The organism is Candidatus Phyllobacterium onerii (genome assembly GCF_028331445.1).
Taxonomy (GTDB): Bacteria; Pseudomonadota; Alphaproteobacteria; order Rhizobiales; family Rhizobiaceae; genus Phyllobacterium; species Phyllobacterium onerii.
On sequence record NZ_JAQMHX010000019.1, the window covers coordinates 15,227 to 32,244 of the forward strand.

The 17,018-nt window shown below is 54.3% G+C and carries 12 protein-coding genes; 5 read left to right on the forward strand and 7 right to left on the reverse strand.

The window, feature by feature from the left end:
- Positions 1–64 precede the first annotated feature (64 nt).
- A complete protein-coding gene (locus PHA01_RS26270) occupies positions 65–1,144 on the reverse strand; it encodes an efflux RND transporter periplasmic adaptor subunit (protein ID WP_271899233.1) in 1,080 nt (359 codons plus the stop codon).
- Positions 1,145–1,308: 164 nt separating this feature from the next.
- On the reverse strand, positions 1,309–4,482 hold the full coding sequence (locus tag PHA01_RS26275; protein ID WP_271899234.1) for an efflux RND transporter permease subunit: 3,174 nt from the start codon (positions 4,480–4,482) through the stop codon (positions 1,309–1,311).
- A gap of 559 nt (positions 4,483–5,041) precedes the next feature.
- Here PHA01_RS26275 and PHA01_RS26280 point away from each other — a divergent pair.
- From PHA01_RS26280 to PHA01_RS26290, 3 genes are all read left to right on the forward strand, one after another.
- The gene (locus PHA01_RS26280) at positions 5,042–6,214 is read left to right on the forward strand and encodes an efflux RND transporter periplasmic adaptor subunit (protein WP_271899235.1); all 1,173 of its coding nucleotides are present in this window, start codon (positions 5,042–5,044) and stop codon (positions 6,212–6,214) included.
- Positions 6,214–9,330 (forward strand): multidrug efflux RND transporter permease subunit, encoded by a 3,117-nt coding sequence (locus PHA01_RS26285; protein WP_271899236.1) that lies wholly within the window; start codon positions 6,214–6,216, stop codon positions 9,328–9,330. Before PHA01_RS26280 ends, PHA01_RS26285 begins: the two co-directional genes overlap by 1 nt.
- A gap of 325 nt (positions 9,331–9,655) precedes the next feature.
- Positions 9,656–9,997, forward strand: a complete 342-nt coding sequence (locus tag PHA01_RS26290; RefSeq protein ID WP_271899237.1) for a hypothetical protein — start codon at positions 9,656–9,658, stop codon at positions 9,995–9,997.
- Between the two features lie 209 nt (positions 9,998–10,206).
- Here the strand turns inward: PHA01_RS26290 and PHA01_RS26295 are convergent, their stop codons facing one another.
- The gene (locus tag PHA01_RS26295; RefSeq protein ID WP_271899238.1) at positions 10,207–10,563 is read right to left on the reverse strand and encodes a hypothetical protein; all 357 of its coding nucleotides are present in this window, start codon (positions 10,561–10,563) and stop codon (positions 10,207–10,209) included.
- A gap of 969 nt (positions 10,564–11,532) precedes the next feature.
- Between PHA01_RS26295 and PHA01_RS26300 the strand changes: the two genes are divergently transcribed.
- Together PHA01_RS26300 and PHA01_RS26305 are read left to right on the forward strand one after the other, a co-directional pair.
- A complete protein-coding gene (locus PHA01_RS26300; RefSeq protein ID WP_271899239.1) occupies positions 11,533–12,000 on the forward strand; it encodes a sigma factor-like helix-turn-helix DNA-binding protein in 468 nt (155 codons plus the stop codon).
- Between the two features lie 185 nt (positions 12,001–12,185).
- The gene (locus PHA01_RS26305) at positions 12,186–12,842 is read left to right on the forward strand and encodes a response regulator transcription factor (protein WP_271898185.1); all 657 of its coding nucleotides are present in this window, start codon (positions 12,186–12,188) and stop codon (positions 12,840–12,842) included.
- Positions 12,843–13,227: 385 nt separating this feature from the next.
- Here PHA01_RS26305 and PHA01_RS26310 read toward each other — a convergent pair whose 3' ends face one another.
- From PHA01_RS26310 to PHA01_RS26325, 4 genes are all read right to left on the reverse strand, one after another.
- Positions 13,228–14,067 (reverse strand): MipA/OmpV family protein, encoded by an 840-nt coding sequence (locus PHA01_RS26310; RefSeq protein WP_271899240.1) that lies wholly within the window; start codon positions 14,065–14,067, stop codon positions 13,228–13,230.
- 376 nt (positions 14,068–14,443) lie between these two features.
- Positions 14,444–14,812 carry a response regulator transcription factor gene (locus tag PHA01_RS26315; RefSeq protein ID WP_271899241.1) on the reverse strand — a complete coding sequence of 123 codons (369 nt, stop codon included), beginning with the start codon at positions 14,810–14,812 and terminating at the stop codon, positions 14,444–14,446.
- A 101-nt stretch (positions 14,813–14,913) separates the two neighbouring features.
- Positions 14,914–15,543, reverse strand: coding sequence for a response regulator transcription factor (locus PHA01_RS26320; protein WP_271899242.1), 630 nt, complete (start codon positions 15,541–15,543; stop codon positions 14,914–14,916).
- Complete coding sequence (locus PHA01_RS26325) at positions 15,543–16,991, reverse strand: sensor histidine kinase (protein ID WP_271899243.1); 1,449 nt, start codon at positions 16,989–16,991, stop codon at positions 15,543–15,545. The genes PHA01_RS26320 and PHA01_RS26325 overlap by 1 nt, the downstream gene beginning before the upstream one ends.
- Positions 16,992–17,018: the final 27 nt, after the last annotated feature.

Below are 17,018 nucleotides of genomic sequence, written 5' to 3' on the forward strand. Positions count from 1 at the left end.
CCGTTTTCCTTGAGCATCTGCATATTCTTTGTCGCAATTATCGTCGAGCGAGCCGGACTTCTGATCAAGCTGGTGCGACGGTTTCGGTGTTGACGCGGACTTTACTCCCTTCCACCAGTTGCACTGGCGGGTTACGAATGACCTTGTCGCCTTGCTTGAGGCCTTCCTTAACTTCGATGGTCGTTCCCAGATCTCTTGCCACAGCTACTTTCCTTATGTGAACAGTGCCATCCTCAACGACGGCCACCTGCAATCCGTTCGCGTTGAAGATGAGGGCGTCAGCGGGCACCGACAGGCTTGGCGTCTTGCGTGGAATCTGGAGCTGGACGGTGCAGTAGATTCCTGGCGTGAGGACACCGTCAGGATTGGGCACGTCGATTTCAGTCAGCAAAGTGCGGGTTCCCGGCTGCAATGAATCGGCTATTCGCGTTACCGTCCCGGAAAAAATACGGCCCGGGGTCTCGGGAACCTCGATACTGGCCTTGTCACCGGGGCTAACCCCGAATGCTTCGTCCTGTGGCACGAAGACTTGCGTACGGATCACGTCTCCCTGCATGATGGCGAACATGAAGGTGCCGCTGGTCGTGTCGGCCTGCACAAGGCTACCCTTGTCAATGTTACGCTGGGTAATGATGCCATCAAAGGGCGCGACAACCTGCTGATAGAGTTGTTGCTGACTCAGCACCTCAAGTTGATCTTGCTGGGCCTTCACATTTGCCTGCGCGACACCCACCGTCGCCTGTTGCGCCTTTAAGGTCTGCACATCAATGGTACCCTGCTGCTGCGTAATCCAGCCTTTGGCGACCAGCGGTTTATCGCGATCCCACGTGACCTGTGCGAGGTCAGAATTAGCCTGCGCCTGTTTCAAAGCCGCCTGGAGTTGCCCCAAGGTAGCTTGGGCTTCCAGGATTTGGTCATCGAGTTCCGGCACGGCAATCCTGGCGAGCAATTGGCCTTTCTTTACATGATCTCCGATATCAACTTCACGTTGTTCGACATAGCCGCTGGCTCGTGCAAAGATTTCGACGTCGTCGAAGGCTGCGGTGGTTGCCGGGAGACTAACGGTTACGGTGTCGGTACTCGGCTTTATCTCGGCGACGTGCACAGATGGCACGAAATCGCGGAGCTGAACGGCAGTGGCCATAACCTCCTCGGCTCGCGAATGATATCCCCACGCACCAAAACAGATTAACGCGACCAGCCCGAGCAGCGTGCCAAGCCCAACAAGCCAGCCTCCCCACCTGCGCGACACTTGCGGTTGTGGATTATAGATATGCTCGATGCGCCGATCTGACGGTTCTAAGGGTTTCATGCTAGTTCCTCGTTGAATACGCCGTGGGCCGCCTTGCCGTCCTGTCCGCCGCGAAGCATCGCAAACAGGTACGGGACGAAGAGGAGTGTCGTAGGAGTCGCGAACAGCAGGCCGCCGATGACAGCGCGCGCCAAAGCGGCATTCTGTTCCTCGCCGGCGCCACCTATGGCCATTGGGATCATGCCGACAATCATCGCTGCTGCAGTCATTAGCACAGGCCTGATGCGCGTATGACCGGCGTCGATCGCCGCCTGGAACGCCGGCTTGCCCGTCAGTTGCTGCTCTCTCGCGAACGTGACCAGCAAGATCGAATTAGCGGACGCGACGCCTACGGCCATGATCGCTCCCATAAGAGAGGGCACGTTAAGGGTTGTTCCGGTGACAAAGAGCATGACCAGAATGCCGCACAAGGTTGCAGGCAACGCCAGGATGACGACGAACGGATCACCGAAATTCTGGTAGTTTACGACCATCAACATATAAACGAACACTGCCGCGAACAGGAGACCGATACCAAGATCCCAGAAAGCGTCGTTCATGCTCTGGATCTGGCCAGCGACCTGAATGGAGTTGCCGGGAGAAAGCTGCTTTTGCATATCCGTCACTATTGCGTTGATCTGGTTGGAAACGCTCCCGAGATCGCGGCCCTCAACGCTTGCGAAGACTTCATAAAGAGGCTGGATATTCGCCTGGTTACTATTGGTTGCGATGCTGCTCCGCTTGAATGTTGCGACATTGCTGAGCAGTCCTGGTATCTGAGTACCGGCTGTGGATATGGTTGAGGACACAGGCGTATTGCCGAGGTCGTTCAGGGAACTGATTTTTGGTTCAGGTGTCTGAACAGCGAGATAATACGGAATACCGGTCGTTGGATCAGTCCAGAAATTGGGCGAGACCTGTTCCGAGGAACTCAGGCTAACATTGATGTTCGTGGCGATGGTGTCTGCATTGAGGCCGAGTTGCGCTGCGCGCGTGCGATCGATCGTAGTGTCGAACGCCGGCGCGTTAACTTCCTGTTGGAGGTGGGCGTCCACGACGCCCGGAATGGCGGCGATGCGCCGCTGGAGCTCCGTTGCCACCCGCAGGTTTGTGGCACGGTCGTACCCGACGGTGCGGACATCGATTTGCGCGGGGAGACCAAAATTGAGAATCTGTGTGACGATGTCGGCCGACTGAAAATAGAACAGCACATCTGGAAACGCTTCCGGCAACGCTGATCGCAATTTGCGCACATAGTCGGCAGTAGGCGCGTGGCCAGGCTTGAGGGCGACAAGGATAACGCCATCATTGACGCCGATCGTCGAGCCGTCGGTGAACGCCAGGTTATACGCTCGGGCTGGGAGCCCGATATTGTCGACGACAAGCTGGCGGTCGCTGTCGGGAACGATCTCGCGAATCTTTTCCTCGACTTGCTGGAAGATGCGCTCTGTCGTCTCAATCCGCGTTCCAGCGGGCGCACGAACATGAAGTTGGATTTGGCCTCCATCGATCGCAGGATAGAAGTCCCGACCAACGAAGATCAGCAAGGTGGTTCCAAGGGCAAGGACCAGGACGGCGACGACCGGCATGATCAACCGACGTGTAAGCAGCAACGTCAACAGCCCGACATAGCGGACACGCATCGCCTCGAATCCATGCTCGAACCTGGCATGAAAGCGGGAGAACCAATTTTTCGACGTGCCATGCCGCTCACCCTTGAGCAACAGACCAATCGTGATCGGGGTGAGGGTTCTCGAAAGGGCATAGGACGCCAGCATGGCGAACACGACTGCCATGCCAAGCGGCGTGAACAAATATTTGGCCGGTCCCTCAAGGAAAATCACGGACGTGAACACGCAGCTGATGGCCAAGGTCGACACCAGCGTCGGCACAGCAATGCCTGCCGCTCCGTGCAGCGTCGCCTGCGCCAGCGATTGTCTTTCTTCAGTGAGCAACCGGTGCGTATTCTCGATCGTCACCGTAGAATCGTCGACAAGGATGCCCACGGCCAGTGCGAGGCCGCCAAGCGTCATGGTGTTGAGCGTCTCTCCAAGGAAATACAGCGCAATGACCGATGACAGGATTGCAAGCGGTATGGTTATCATGACGACCAATGTCGATCGCCACGATCCTAGAAACAGCAGGATCATCAGCGCAGTGAGGGCTGCCGCGATGGCGCCTTCGCGAAGCACGCCGGCGATGGATTGCTTGACGAATACCGACTGATCGAAAATCTCTTTGATCTCCATACCGGGAGGCGCGGACGCGCGTGCCGTAACCAATGCTCGCCGGACAGCATTGACCACTTCCAAAGTTGAAGCATTGCCATTCTTGATGACACTCAGAAGGACTGAACGACGCCCGTCCTGACGAACGACGTTTTGCTGAACAAGCCAGCCATCATGAACCTGACCGACATCTTTTACGAAAACCGTAGCCCCATTGACCACTTTGACCGGAATGTCGTTGAGTTCATCGATCGTCGCCGGCGTCGCGTTCGTGCGGACAACGTATTGAGTATCGCCGATCTTGGCAGTACCTGAAGGTAGGGTCAGATTCTGCGTGTTGACTGCGTTGACGACGTCGAGTGGGGTGAGACCTTTGGCAAGCAGCTTCGAAGGGTCCAGGTCAACCATGATTTGCCGGTATTTCCCGCCAGCGGGGGTTGGCAATGTGATACCGGGGATTGGCGCCAACTGCTGGCGAATGCGATAGATGCCATAGTCGTACAGCTGCTGCTCATTGAGTGTATCGGAACTCAGGCTGATCTGCAGGACGGGCACGCTGGAGGCATTGAACTGCACCACGAGCGGCGCCTGGATTCCTGCTGGCAAAAGCGCGCGGATGGCGTTTGTCGCCGACACAATCTGCGCAATTGCGAGATCAAGATTCACGTCCTGCTGAAAATAGATCTTCTGTATCGACAGCCCGCCTAGGGTCTGCGCTTCGATATTCTTGATGCCATTGACGTTGGAGCTGATTGCATACTGACTATAGGTGGTGACACGCTGCTCCATTTCAGGTGTGCTGAGGCCACCATAGCTCCAGATCACCGATACAACCGGAATGTTGATTTCCGGGAAGACATCCGTTCGCATCTCGTAACTTGCGACTCCGCCAAGAAAGAGTATTAAGGCGGCTAACACGTAGAATGTGTGCGGGAACCGCAGCGCGAACCGAACTATACCCATATCTATTCCGAAACTCCTGTTGTGCAGGAAGAGTGAGGGCGGAAGATTTCCACCCATCGGCAAATTTGTCCGGCCCGAGCGGTTCTGTCCGCGATAGGTCTAGTCAAGACGGCAACTGGCAAATGCAATAAGAATGCTGAGTCTGTCGGCGAATAAGGCTCCGGTAGACATCATCAAGATTCTTCGGCGCATTGGCATCGGGCCATAGGTTAACGAGGCAAGGAAAGATGCTCCATCATACAGGCGTGGACGGGAATAATGCGCTCGTCTGATAAACTCATACTTTGGTTTGGGTGTCCGCAATCCAGATTGACTGTTATTATCGCCACAACGGAAAGGCGTAAGCTTTGAGCTGGTTTTCGGCAAAATTGCCGCCGGCAACCGGCCCTGAGCGTGGCAATACTTGTCAAAGATCGATCACAACAAACTCGTGCAGAGCCTTGGACGGACCCCATCTAACTGACGGGCGCAGGATGATGACGACGGCGTCGAAGCGCATTGCCGTATTTCCTCGAATAATTAACGCGTCAATACCATGCAAGTCAACTTGGAGCACAGAATGCAAAGTTCACTTCGATACAAAGTCAGCATAGTCATTGGCGCAGTCGTGCTTGCTACAGCCGGAGTCTTCTGGCTCGCGAGTAACGATAAAACGGTCGCCAAAGATCAGCCCGCCGCTGCTCTTATACCGGTTGAAGCGTCAGCAGCGGTACAAAGTGATGTACCCGTCTATTTGAATGGTCTGGGCACAGTTCAGGCTTTCAACACCGTCACCATGAAGGCCAAGGTTGATGGCGAATTGCAACAGGTGCTCTTCACGGAGGGGCAGAAGGTCAAGAAAGGCGATCTTTTGGCCGTGATAGACCCTCGTCCGTTTCAGGCCGCTCTTGATCAAGCGTCAGCAAAAATGGTGCAGGACCAAACCAACCTCAGCAATGACGAGGTTATTCTGCAAAGGGATAAAAAACTTACCGCTCAGCAGTTCACGACTGTAGAGACTACGCAGACACAGCAAAGCACCGTTGCCCAACTGCAGGCGCAAATTGCACAAGACGCCGCAGCCAAAAATTCTGCTGCCGTATCGCTGTCCTATACGCAAATGACTGCGCCCGTCGATGGACGCACAGGCATCAGGCTGGTTGATCAAGGCAACTATGTCCATGCGACCGATACCACCGGGATTGTCGTCATTACGCAAACGCAACCGATTTCAGTCGTGTCGACACTGCCTGAAGATGATCTGGAGGCAGTGCGTGCTGCGCAGGAAGCCGGTCCTGTTACCGTGACGGCTTTCACGCGCGATGGGAGTACAAATCTAGGTACCGGAACGCTCTCGGTCATTGATAATGAAATAGACCAGACCAGTGGCACGATGCGCTTGAAATCGACGTTTCCCAATATCGACGAGAAGCTTTGGCCCGGGCAATTCGTCGACATCCGGCTACAACAAAAAATCGTTCATCAAGCAGTTACAGTACCTTCTGCGGCAATTGAGAGGGGGCAGAATGGTTTCTTCGTCTACGTCGTGAAACCGGACAATACCGTCGAAGTTCGCCCGATCGCGCCGGGACAGATCGCGAACGGTCAGGCAGTGATCGAGAGCGGACTGGCAGCGAGCGAGCGCGTTGTCACTTCGGGACAATATCGTCTGGATGCGGGTGCAAGAGTTTCAATACAAGACACACCAAGCCAGACCACAACGCTGGGTGATGGTGAGACGGAGCCGGGCTGATGTCGAATTGGTTTATCCAGCGACCGATCGCAACGTCGCTGCTCATGCTGGCTATTCTCGCAATCGGCCTGGTAACCTATCCTTTGCTGCCCGTAGCGCCGCTGCCCCAGGTCGATTTTCCAACGATTCAGGTTTCTACACAGCTACCAGGAGCAAGCCCGCAAACAATGGCGTCTTCGGTTACCCAACCGTTGGAGCGGCAGTTCGGTCAAATTTCTGGCGTTACACAGATGACGTCCGTGAGCACACTCGGCAGCAGCTCGATCACCCTGCAGTTCGAACTGAATCGCAATATTGATGGCGCGGCGCAAGATGTGCAAACTGCGATCAACGCCGCCGGTGGTCAGCTACCAAGCAATCTCCCATCGCCGCCGACCTATCGCAAGGTGAACCCTGCAGACCCGCCCATACTGGTGCTTGCACTTACGTCCGATACACTCCCATTGACGCAGATCGATGATTTTGCCGAAAATGTCCTTGTCCAGCATATCAGCCAGGTCTCCGGCGTCGCCCAGGTTTCGGTCTTTGGCCAGCAAAAGCCAGCTGTCCGCGTGCAAGTCGATCCGCGCAAGATAGCTGACCTCGGGCTGTCACTGGAGGATGTTCGCTCGGCAATCATCGCCACGACGACGGATGCACCAAAAGGTAGCATCCAGGGTGCTTTGCGAACCTTTACGCTCTATGATAATGACCAGCTCCTGGCAGCAGGTCCATGGAACAACGCGATCATTGCTTACCGAAACGGCGCTCCGATACGGATAAGCGACATCGGCCAGGCAATCGATGCGCCGGAGAACACGCAGATTGCGGCATGGGCCGATGGCAAGCCGGCTATTCTGCTGCCAGTTTCCAAACTCCCCGGCGCGAATGTTCTTGAGACTGTAGGTCAGATAAAAGCATTGCTGCCGCAGTTGCAGGCAATAGCGCCGCTTGCGCTTCACATATCGAGTTTGAGCGATCGGACCACGACCATCCAAGCGTCTGTCCTCGACGTGAAATTCACCCTGTTGCTCACGATCGCACTAGTGATCATGGTGATATTCATTTTTCTGCGCAACGTCTGGGCGACGGCAATTCCCGGTGTCACTGTCCCGCTCGCGCTGGTCGGAACTTTCGCGCTGATGTATGTGCTGGGGTTCAGTCTGGACAACCTTTCGCTGATGGGGTTGAGCATTGCGGTCGGCTTCGTCGTCGACGATGCGATCGTCATGCTGGAGAACATTCAGCGCCACATGGAAGCGGGTAAATCGCCATTGCAGGCCGCCATCGACGGCTCCAGAGAGATTGGTTTTACCATTATTTCGATAAGCCTCTCACTTGTGGCTGTCTTCATTCCCATCCTGTTCCTAGGCGGAATCGTTGGTCGGCTTTTTCACGAGTTTGCCATAACCGTAACCGTGACGATTGCAGTTTCCGCACTTGTCTCGCTGACACTCACGCCAATGCTGTGCGCCCGTTTTCTGCGAGCGGAACACAACGCAAAACATGGCAGGTTCTTCCTGGCATCGGAGCGAGCCTTCGAAGCACTGCTGAACGGGTACCGCGTTACGCTCGATATCGCCTTGCACCACCATCGCATAACTTTTGGCATTTTCCTGCTAACGCTCGTTGCCACAGGTTACCTTTTTATCAGTATCCCAAAGGGCTTTTTCCCAATTCAAGATACAGGCTTGATTACAGGCCTTCTACAGGGTGCACAGGATACATCGTTTGCCGACATGGCACGACATCAGGTAGAGGTCGGCAAGGTGGTCGCCAGCGATCCCGCGGTCGCTACGGTGGGGATGGCTGTCGGCGGCGGATCCGGTAATACACTCAATACCGGGCGTATGTTTATCACTCTCAAGCCACACGATCAGCGAGATGCGACGGCAAGCCAGATCATTGGTCGCCTGCGCCCAAAATTGGCGCAGGTTGAAGGGGTGAAGCTGTTCCTTCAACCGGCTCAGGATATCAATGTCGGCGGTCGGAGTTCAGCGACCCAGTTTCAATATACGCTACAGGATGGCGATGCGAACGAGCTGAATAGCTGGGCGCCGAAGCTTTTGGCAAAATTAAGCTCCTTGCCTGAGCTTACGGATGTTGCGACGGATCAGCAATCCGACGGAACAACCGTCACTCTCGACATTGATCGGGATCAAGCGGCTCGCTTTGGGATCACGCCTCAAAGCATCGACGACACGCTCGACGATGCCTTTGGTCAACGGCAAGTCACTCAATATTTCACCGACATCAACAGTTATCACGTGATACTGGAATTGTCTCCGAAGGCTCAGAGCTCACCACAGGCAATTAACCAGCTCTACATCAAATCGCCACTGACCGGTGCGCAAGTTCCGCTCAACGTACTTGTAAAAGAGACGACGCAGCCGACCACCGTTCTTGCGATCAACCACCAGAGCCAGTTTCCGTCGGTGACGTTATCATTCAATCTTGCTCCGGGAGTGGCTCTGAGCCAGGCTGTTTCGGCCATCCACCAAGCCGAAACTGCCCTGGGAGTGCCCCCGACACTCATTGCTACCTTTCAGGGCAATGCGCAGGCATACCAGACATCCTTAGCCAGCGAACCTTATCTCGTTTTGGCCGCGTTGGGCGTGATATACATCATTTTAGGTGTGCTTTATGAAAGCTACGTCCATCCGCTGACCATCCTGTCAACTCTACCATCCGCAGGTCTCGGCGCTCTCATCATGCTGTGGAGCTTCGGCTTCGACTTCACGGTTATCGCCCTGATCGGCGTCATTCTCCTAATCGGTATTGTCAAGAAAAACGGCATCATGATCGTTGATTTCGCTATTGCCGCGGAGCGCGAGCATGGCTTGCGACCGGAGGAAGCAATCCGGCAGGCGTGCCTGCTACGCTTCCGGCCAATCATGATGACGACGATGGCTGCAATTCTTGGCGGCATTCCCCTCATGTTGGGGCATGGGACGGGCTCCGAACTGCGACAGCCCCTGGGATACGCAATGGTTGGAGGACTCATATTGAGCCAGGCAATGACACTCTATACGACGCCGGTTGTCTACCTCTACCTCGACAGATTGAGCCTCTGGATGTCGGGGCGGAACAGAACGTCCTTTCCCGCAGCTGTCACTACCAGTGAACCGGCTGAATAACAAACCGTTCTGATTTGAGGACGGGCTCCCTCATGGGTAACGCCCAACAGTCAAATATGGCGCCGCCCGTTTGAACTCTCAACGGCACCACTGCTTGATCGCGAGCGCGATCGCCTTCGTATGATCGACCAGATCGCGTACGGAGACACGCTCGTTCGGCTGATGCGCCCGTGCGGGATCTCCAGGTCCAAAGTTGACAGTGGGAGGTTTGCCGAAGCCCATTGGCCAACCGATATCGCCGGTGGGTGCCGAAAACCAGACAGAAACGGTGACAGGCTGGCTTTTCCGACCGCTTTCCAGAAAATCTTATAAGAGGGATTGACAGTTGGAACTTCCGCGCAAGCCCGCCCAAAAGCCATTTTATGCGGGCTGGATGTTTGCGCAGCTGGGGATCTGCCCGGCAGACATTGAAGAGGTGTTCTTCGATCTTACGCTTCACTTTTCCGTAAAACCCAAACTCATTTTTCTCACTGGGCAAGTACTGAGCGTCGATGATAATCAAAAGCTTGACGCTTGGGCGAAGAAAAGGCTTGGCGCAGGCGATAATTTAATTCAGCGGAGCAAGGCTTGGCAAACCCAGTCAAAGCCAACTGCGAGAGCGATCGATACGACAATAACCACTAGAAGAATGATCTCCGCCAAATCCAGGTGCGGCATGTGGTTGTAACGAGGGCGATTACTAGACTTAGACATTCTGGCCTCCATTAAAAGGCAATCATTAAAACCCCTATGGGCCGGTACAAAGAACCTCATCCGGAATTCGTCCCAAGGGAAGGATATTCTTTAGCCATGCCATCAAGTATCCCATCCACTTTAGCATTCGAATCCGGTCCCCAATCGTTATGGGGGGCCGGGATTCGAAGAGCCTACGATGGGTTACTGGCAGTATTCGTCGTAGAGGGGAGAGTTCCAACGCAACGGGTACTCGCAGGAATAGTAGGGACCCCAATAATTGTCGTCACGGCGAAAGTCCCTAAAGTGACCCCTGCGGTCCGCAAAGCTATGGCTCGTCGCGAATCCATGAGCACTGTTGAAGGTGCCATCACGGCCAAAAATGCCACCGCTGCGGGAGCCGTGACCGCTACCGCCGAAGTCGCCGCGACTACCGGCAAAGCTATTGCCGCCGCCGCCATGGCCGCCGCCTCCGCCATGAGCCATCGATTCAGTTGCCGAGCCGGCCGCCAACATTGCACCTAAAGCGGTTATCGCTAAGATTGTTGCTGATTTTCTCATAATTGACTCCTTGAAAGCTTCCAGTTGTGAAAGCTAACCTAGTATGGAGATAGAAAGTCTGCCGATGTATTATACGTTGGTTTATATGCGTAGGCCTTGGGTTTTAAGCGTGGGCCACAGGTTTTAGGTCGCCAGCCTACAGTATATGATGTCGGTGTATCGTCACATAACATGTAGAAGTATTTTTGAGCCGAAGGCAAAGCATGACCCAACCCGTCTTCTGACCGTAGGTTCTGCCTTGTTTCATCCTACTTCGTGGGCCCTGCTTACTAAGAGTTTTTGCATGTCCCGTTCTCAAGCACGGACCCGCAAACCCGGCCCTTGCCGACGATGCAGTCGATCCGGACGACGTCACCGACCTCTATTGGAACGGAATGCGACGCCCAAAGATGCTTTGACGTTTGCTCCAGACACGCCGCCGATGCGACATGAATTCCCGCTCGGACTGCTTCAAGGCTTTCACAATCAGTCTGGTTCGCCCACCGATATTAACCTAAGTATGGCTGAATCAAACCAGCGCATTATTCACGCGCACCTGTGTATGATGGAGTATTTATCACTGCATAGTTACAAACAGGTGGAATAGAAAATACGCAGGAGGGTAGCAATGCTACCTGACCACCCGATTCCTTCTGATGCCAAGGATTTAATGCTATGGAGAAGCTGGATACGATTTGGATCATGCTGTTTCTAGTAGGTTCCGCCGCCATCGTGACCCTTGCATTTGCCACCGGCGATATATTTGCCCTGAATTGAGCCTACGATACTGCATTTTTGGTGCCTTCTGCCCCCTGCAAGTTGAAAGCTACGGCCGCCGCCTGTTCTCTCAATCAAGGACCAGCGCACACTGCAACACAGCACTTTCTTCAGGTTTCTCCGGTGCACTCGGGCTGATCAATCGCTGAGGTGGATTTACTAAGATAATCCATTCCGATCTGAGACGGCCAACTCCTCTTCAGGGAACTATTCATGACGGACGAACGCGAAATCAGGGCGGATCTATCCCGGTGTCTCGGCCGGCTTTGGCGGTTTGGGATGATCCTTTCCTTCCGGTCTGATGTTGCCCTCGCTCTTGTCGAGGCGACGTGTGTTCGTGCGCTGGAACGCGCGCCGCTCCTCATAAGCAATAGTCGTCTTGATTACTGGTTGTTCTCGACACTGCATTCGATCTGGCAGACAAAAGTTACCATTCGCGACGAGAATTCCGAGATTCGTGTCGTGGATAACGCGGTCTTGCGGCGGGTGACTGCACTTCCGGACGAGTATCGAGCCGCCGTGTTTCTCGCTTATGTCGAGGATATGTCTTACCTAGAGGTTGCGGAAGTTCTTGTGGTATCGATCAGCACCGTCATAAGCCGTCTCGCCGCCGCTCGAATTATGCTGGCCGAAAGCGCAGACATTGCAAAAGCTCCGGGTTCGCCGAAGCTCCAATTCTAATAGATCGGCCGGCGTAACAGTGTAACGCGTCGCGCATGAATTGAGCTGGTCTTTTTTCATCGATAGCGGGAGACGGTCTGACGAGCCTTTTGCGGTGCTGCCCGCAAAAAGTCGAGATGTTGTCCCTTAGCTTTCTGGCGCGCATCCGCATCAATCTTGCTGTCGCGTGAAAGGTATCGATACCGATGCGCCTGTTACTGATCGAAGATGACGTGATCCTTGGATCGTCGTTGAAGAAAGCGCTGGAGAAACATGCCTACGGCGTGGATTGGATGCAGGATGGGGAGTCCGGGCTTGCCGCGCTCGAAGACCTGATCTTCAGCGTCGTCGTACTCGATGTCAATTTGCCGAAGCTCGACGGAATCAATGTGCTGAGAGCGGCGCGGCAAAAAAAGAACATGGTTCCGATCCTGCTGCTTACTGCGCGGGATACTCCGCTACAGAAGGTTGAAGGCCTTGATAGCGGCGCTGACGATTATCTCGTCAAGCCCTTTGATCTCGATGAGCTGCTAGCACGACTCAGAGCGCTGATTAGGAGGCGGGACGGACGTTCGGATATGGTCCTGAAGTGCGGAGATATTGAAGTCGATCCTGCCGCCATGGTGGTGCGCAGCACATCGGGGCAAGTAGCGATGACGGCCAAAGAGTTTCAGATGCTGAAACTCCTCATGGAACGCGCCGGCAAGTACGTAACAAAAAGCGATATAGAATACGCGCTCTACAGTGCTGACAGCGCTGTAGAGAGCAATACGACGGAAGTCGTGATCTACAATCTGCGGAAGAAACTTGGCAGCGACTTCATCAAGTCGATCCGCGGCGTGGGATACATGGTCGAGCAATGATCAGATCGACGCTGACACGCAAACTGTTTTTCAGGATTGCGCCAACAATTCTGATTACCATCGCCCTGATCGGGGCGTTCGTATGCGCGATCATCATTGAACCAGGGAGACCGCCGGGTCTCATTTGATCTGCAGGATTATCGCCACCTGAAAGGCCGGTTCGACAGAATTGTTTCGGTAGCATGTTCGAACATGTCGGCGCCGCGTCATACGCGACATCTGGCTGCAGCCGAGGCAGCGTTCCGATATGAGGATCTTGTCGTATTCCAGATTCAGATAGCCAAGCGCAATACTGCTGTTCCCATAACGATGAACTACATTCGTGACGACGAGCTAAATGCAGCGAGGAATCTTCAAGCGCTTTTCCAGGCACCGTGACACGGAATCAAAATCCGATATGGAAGGAACGGCTCAGAACAATGCCGATCGTATTCTGGTTTGGCGATCCAATGTCGGTAACAATCGGGCTGTCGGCAGCATCACCGACCAGCCTGTCGAATTTATCGTAGACCAGCAAACTCGTTTTGGGATTGATCTGATAGGTCGCACCAACAACAAAGCCAACGGATTTGAACCCTGCGTCCGGCGAGAATGCGCTCAGCCTGCCGTTGTCCAACGCTTCGGCACTACTTACGCCGAAACTGTTTTCCATGTACGTCGCATCGGCGAACGAGGCCCGGGGACCTGCCGATAGCAGAAACTTGTCGCCAAACGACTGGAACCAATCGACCGCAAAATCCGCGACAAAGCCGTCATCGCTCTGAACGCCCTGCCGGGCTTCGGCTCTTACGCGCAGCCGGTTGTCGATAAGCCAATACTGTCCAAAGGCACCAACGTCGACGCTCCAGTCGATTTCGTGCACACCAGGTACGTCAGACTTCGAACGGTTGCCTCTGATACTGGCGACAGGTCCGAGCTCAACACCGCCAAGCTCTATCAAGGAGAAATCGATGTTGTCGTCGGGCGCGCTCAAACCTGCAGGTTCGTTGGCACGGCGGATATCGAAATTCGGCACAAAGCTAAAGTCATTGTCTCCCGACCCCTCAAACGTCGGCCCGTATTCGGTTCCGGCACCCAAGGTTACAATCCAGCCCGGATTCTCTTCGACCGTTGTGGCCTCCGGCTTATCCGCAGCTACGGAGGCGGTTGCTGACGAGAGTGTCACCATCACGCCCAATTGCATCGCTCGGGTTCTCACGCTCACTCGATCAACGAACAGTGCCATCTAGTCCCACCCCTCACACTGCATTCTGCCAATTTGGATCGCCAAGATATAGTCTACCAGGAATCATGAAAGCCAAGCCAGCGTTCTAGTACCTCAAAAGATACGGTCCATAGCATAGGAAATCAAAGTTTTAATATTGGCGATTATGTCAAGTTGATAACTGGCGTCTGTTCACGCGTTGCAGCTGGATTCATGACAGGATTTCCAAATGGTTCCGTCGCCAACCGATTGCTTACAGTTCGCCCGGCATGGTGTTCAACGGCCGCCATTTCGACCAGTTCGTGATCTTGCTGTTTGTGCGCTGGTATCTGTCGGTGCGTACGTTGTCACGGCACCTATGTGGCGGCTATGGCACGGTTTCTTCGGTTGGTATGCATTACACAGCCAGAGCGTGCTCAATGCAATCGATCATGGCCTGACTTTCGAAAGGTTTGCGGAAAAACCCTTTGGCACCTGCCGCCACCAACCGTTTGTGTATGCGTTCATCCTCGAATGCGGTGATGAAGATGACGGGCGTGCCTACACCAATATTTCGCAGGATCTGGAACAACTCCACTCCACCAATTCCGTCCATTTGCACGTCGGTTATCAGGCAGTCGATTTCAATAAGCCCCCGTTGCGCTAGGAATGATTCTGCGGAAGCAAATGTATGGACATTGAGCCCATGTGAGCTGATCAAATTCTCCATGGCATCGCGCAGTGACGCGTCGTCCTCGACGACGACTATGGATTTCAAACGGTGCACCAGAAAACCTTTATGACGGTACTAAAAGCCTGTAACTATCAGCTGGTTACATGCACCATTGAGAGACTAGATGATATCATACAGAAGTTTAGGTTCTGGCATCACGTGTTTAAGCCGGGTCGAAGCGCCTCGTAGGCCTTGACCAGTTCCGCGAGAGTTCGCACACCCATCTTTTCCATCAGATGGCCGCGATGGATCTTTACAGTTATCTCGCTCACACCAAGTTTGCCTGCGATCTGCTTGTTCATAAGGCCGCTCGTTACCAGGGCGATTACCTCACGCTCCCGGCTCGTCAGGCTTTCATACCGCGCCATCAGCGCGGACAGTTCGCCTTCGCTCGTCCGGCGGCTTCGATCCAGTGCCAATGCATTCGAGACCGCATCCAGCATGTCCTGATCCCGAAATGGCTTCGTAAGAAAGTCGATGGCCCCGGCCTTCATCGCTCGCACTGACATGGGGACATCACCGTGACCGGTCATGAAGATAATGGGGATATTGTTCCCAAGCTTCGCCAGCTGGTTCTGAAAATCGAGTCCGCTGACGCCTGGCAGGCGAATATCGAGGACGAGGCAACTTTCGGCGGATACTTTGGCAGGACGGGCCAGGAGTTCTGCGGTGGAGCCGAACAGTTCCACGCGGATACCGACCGATTCGAAAAGATTGCGTAGCGCTTCCCGCAAATGCACATCATCGTCAACCACATAGACGATCGGCGTCGTGAGCACGGCCATCACCCGACCTCCTTAATAAATGGAATTGTGACTTCGAACGTGGTGCCAGCTCCCGGTTCGGAAGTTGCATTTATGCTCCCGCCATGGGCGGTCAAGATTGAACGGCAAATTGACAAGCCCATACCCATTCCATCGGGCTTCGTCGTGTAAAACGGGTCAAACAGTCTATCGCGGACTTCAGGCGGGATGCCAGGGCCAGTGTCCTGGATTCGCAACACGACGGCGGCTTCCTCTGAGAACGACTTCACCAGAAGCTCCCTCCTTCCGCCGGGAGCGTGCGCCATCGCTTGAATGGCATTCAAAATCAGATTCAGGACGACTTGCTGTAGCTGTACCCTGTCCCCATGAATCTCCGGGAGATGGTCTGCGAGGTCAAATCTTGATGTCACTTGATTGACATCAATTTCGCGTTGCAGCAGTGCGACTGTTTCCCCGGCGACCTCATTGAGATTAACGTTGACCGAGTTCGGCGACGACTTCACCGATAAACCGCGTAAATGCTTGATGACCTCGCTGGCGCGGGTAGCGTCGGCGACCATTCCCTCGATCGAAGATTCGACTTTTTTCAGATCGGGCACGTCCCTTCTGAGCCACCGCAAGCCGGCTCCTCCGTTGGTGACCACGGCGGCTAAAGGCTGATTGAGTTCATGAGCGATCGAGACCGTTAATTCGCCAAGGGTCGCGATCCGGGTGACATGGGCCAGCTGGCTTCGCGCAACATCGAGTTCGTTCTCTGCTTCCCGTCTCGCGGTAACGTCCATTATGCTGATCAGAACCATGTCGAGAGTTGGGCGATCCGGCGGTACGGCAACATTATAAAGAAAGATGAGTTGGCGGCCCTGTGACGTTCTTATCACCGTTTCGGCTTCATAGCTGTGGTTTCCAGCCCATATGGATGCGAGGAAATTCCAGACCTTACGTTCCACCTCTGAACTGACCAGAGCGGGCAGCAGCGTGCCCAGCCTATCTATATCCGGCATATTGAACATGTTCAGAGCGGTGTTGTTGGCGTTTATCAACTTGATCGATCTTAGCGCTTTCCGGACGAACCCGGAATCGAGGTTCTCAATATCCTCGATGCTTTGGACACCTTCAGTTTTGTATTTGTCGATGGCAGTTTTAAGACCCGAAAAATCCATCTGGAGGATTCCAACACCCGTGGCCAGGAAAATGGACCGGTAACGCTGTTCACTATCTTCCAGAATGCCGATTGCCGCCTTTACCCTAAAAGCAAGAAATGTCGTTATCCCGGTGGCAGCAAGGCTGACGAAGCAACGTCCTATTGACTCTGCAGGAAGTTCCAGTCCGTGCGAAAGCAAAAAGCTTAGCAGCGTCAATCCCATGCAGCCAGCGCCAATCGCAACAAGCTGGGTCTGATTGGCGAAATTGAGCGACATCAGCACTACCACTACGTAGAGCACTGCAATTGCAATGTCGAAGGTAGTCAATGTGTCCAGCAGGAAGACCGCCACAGC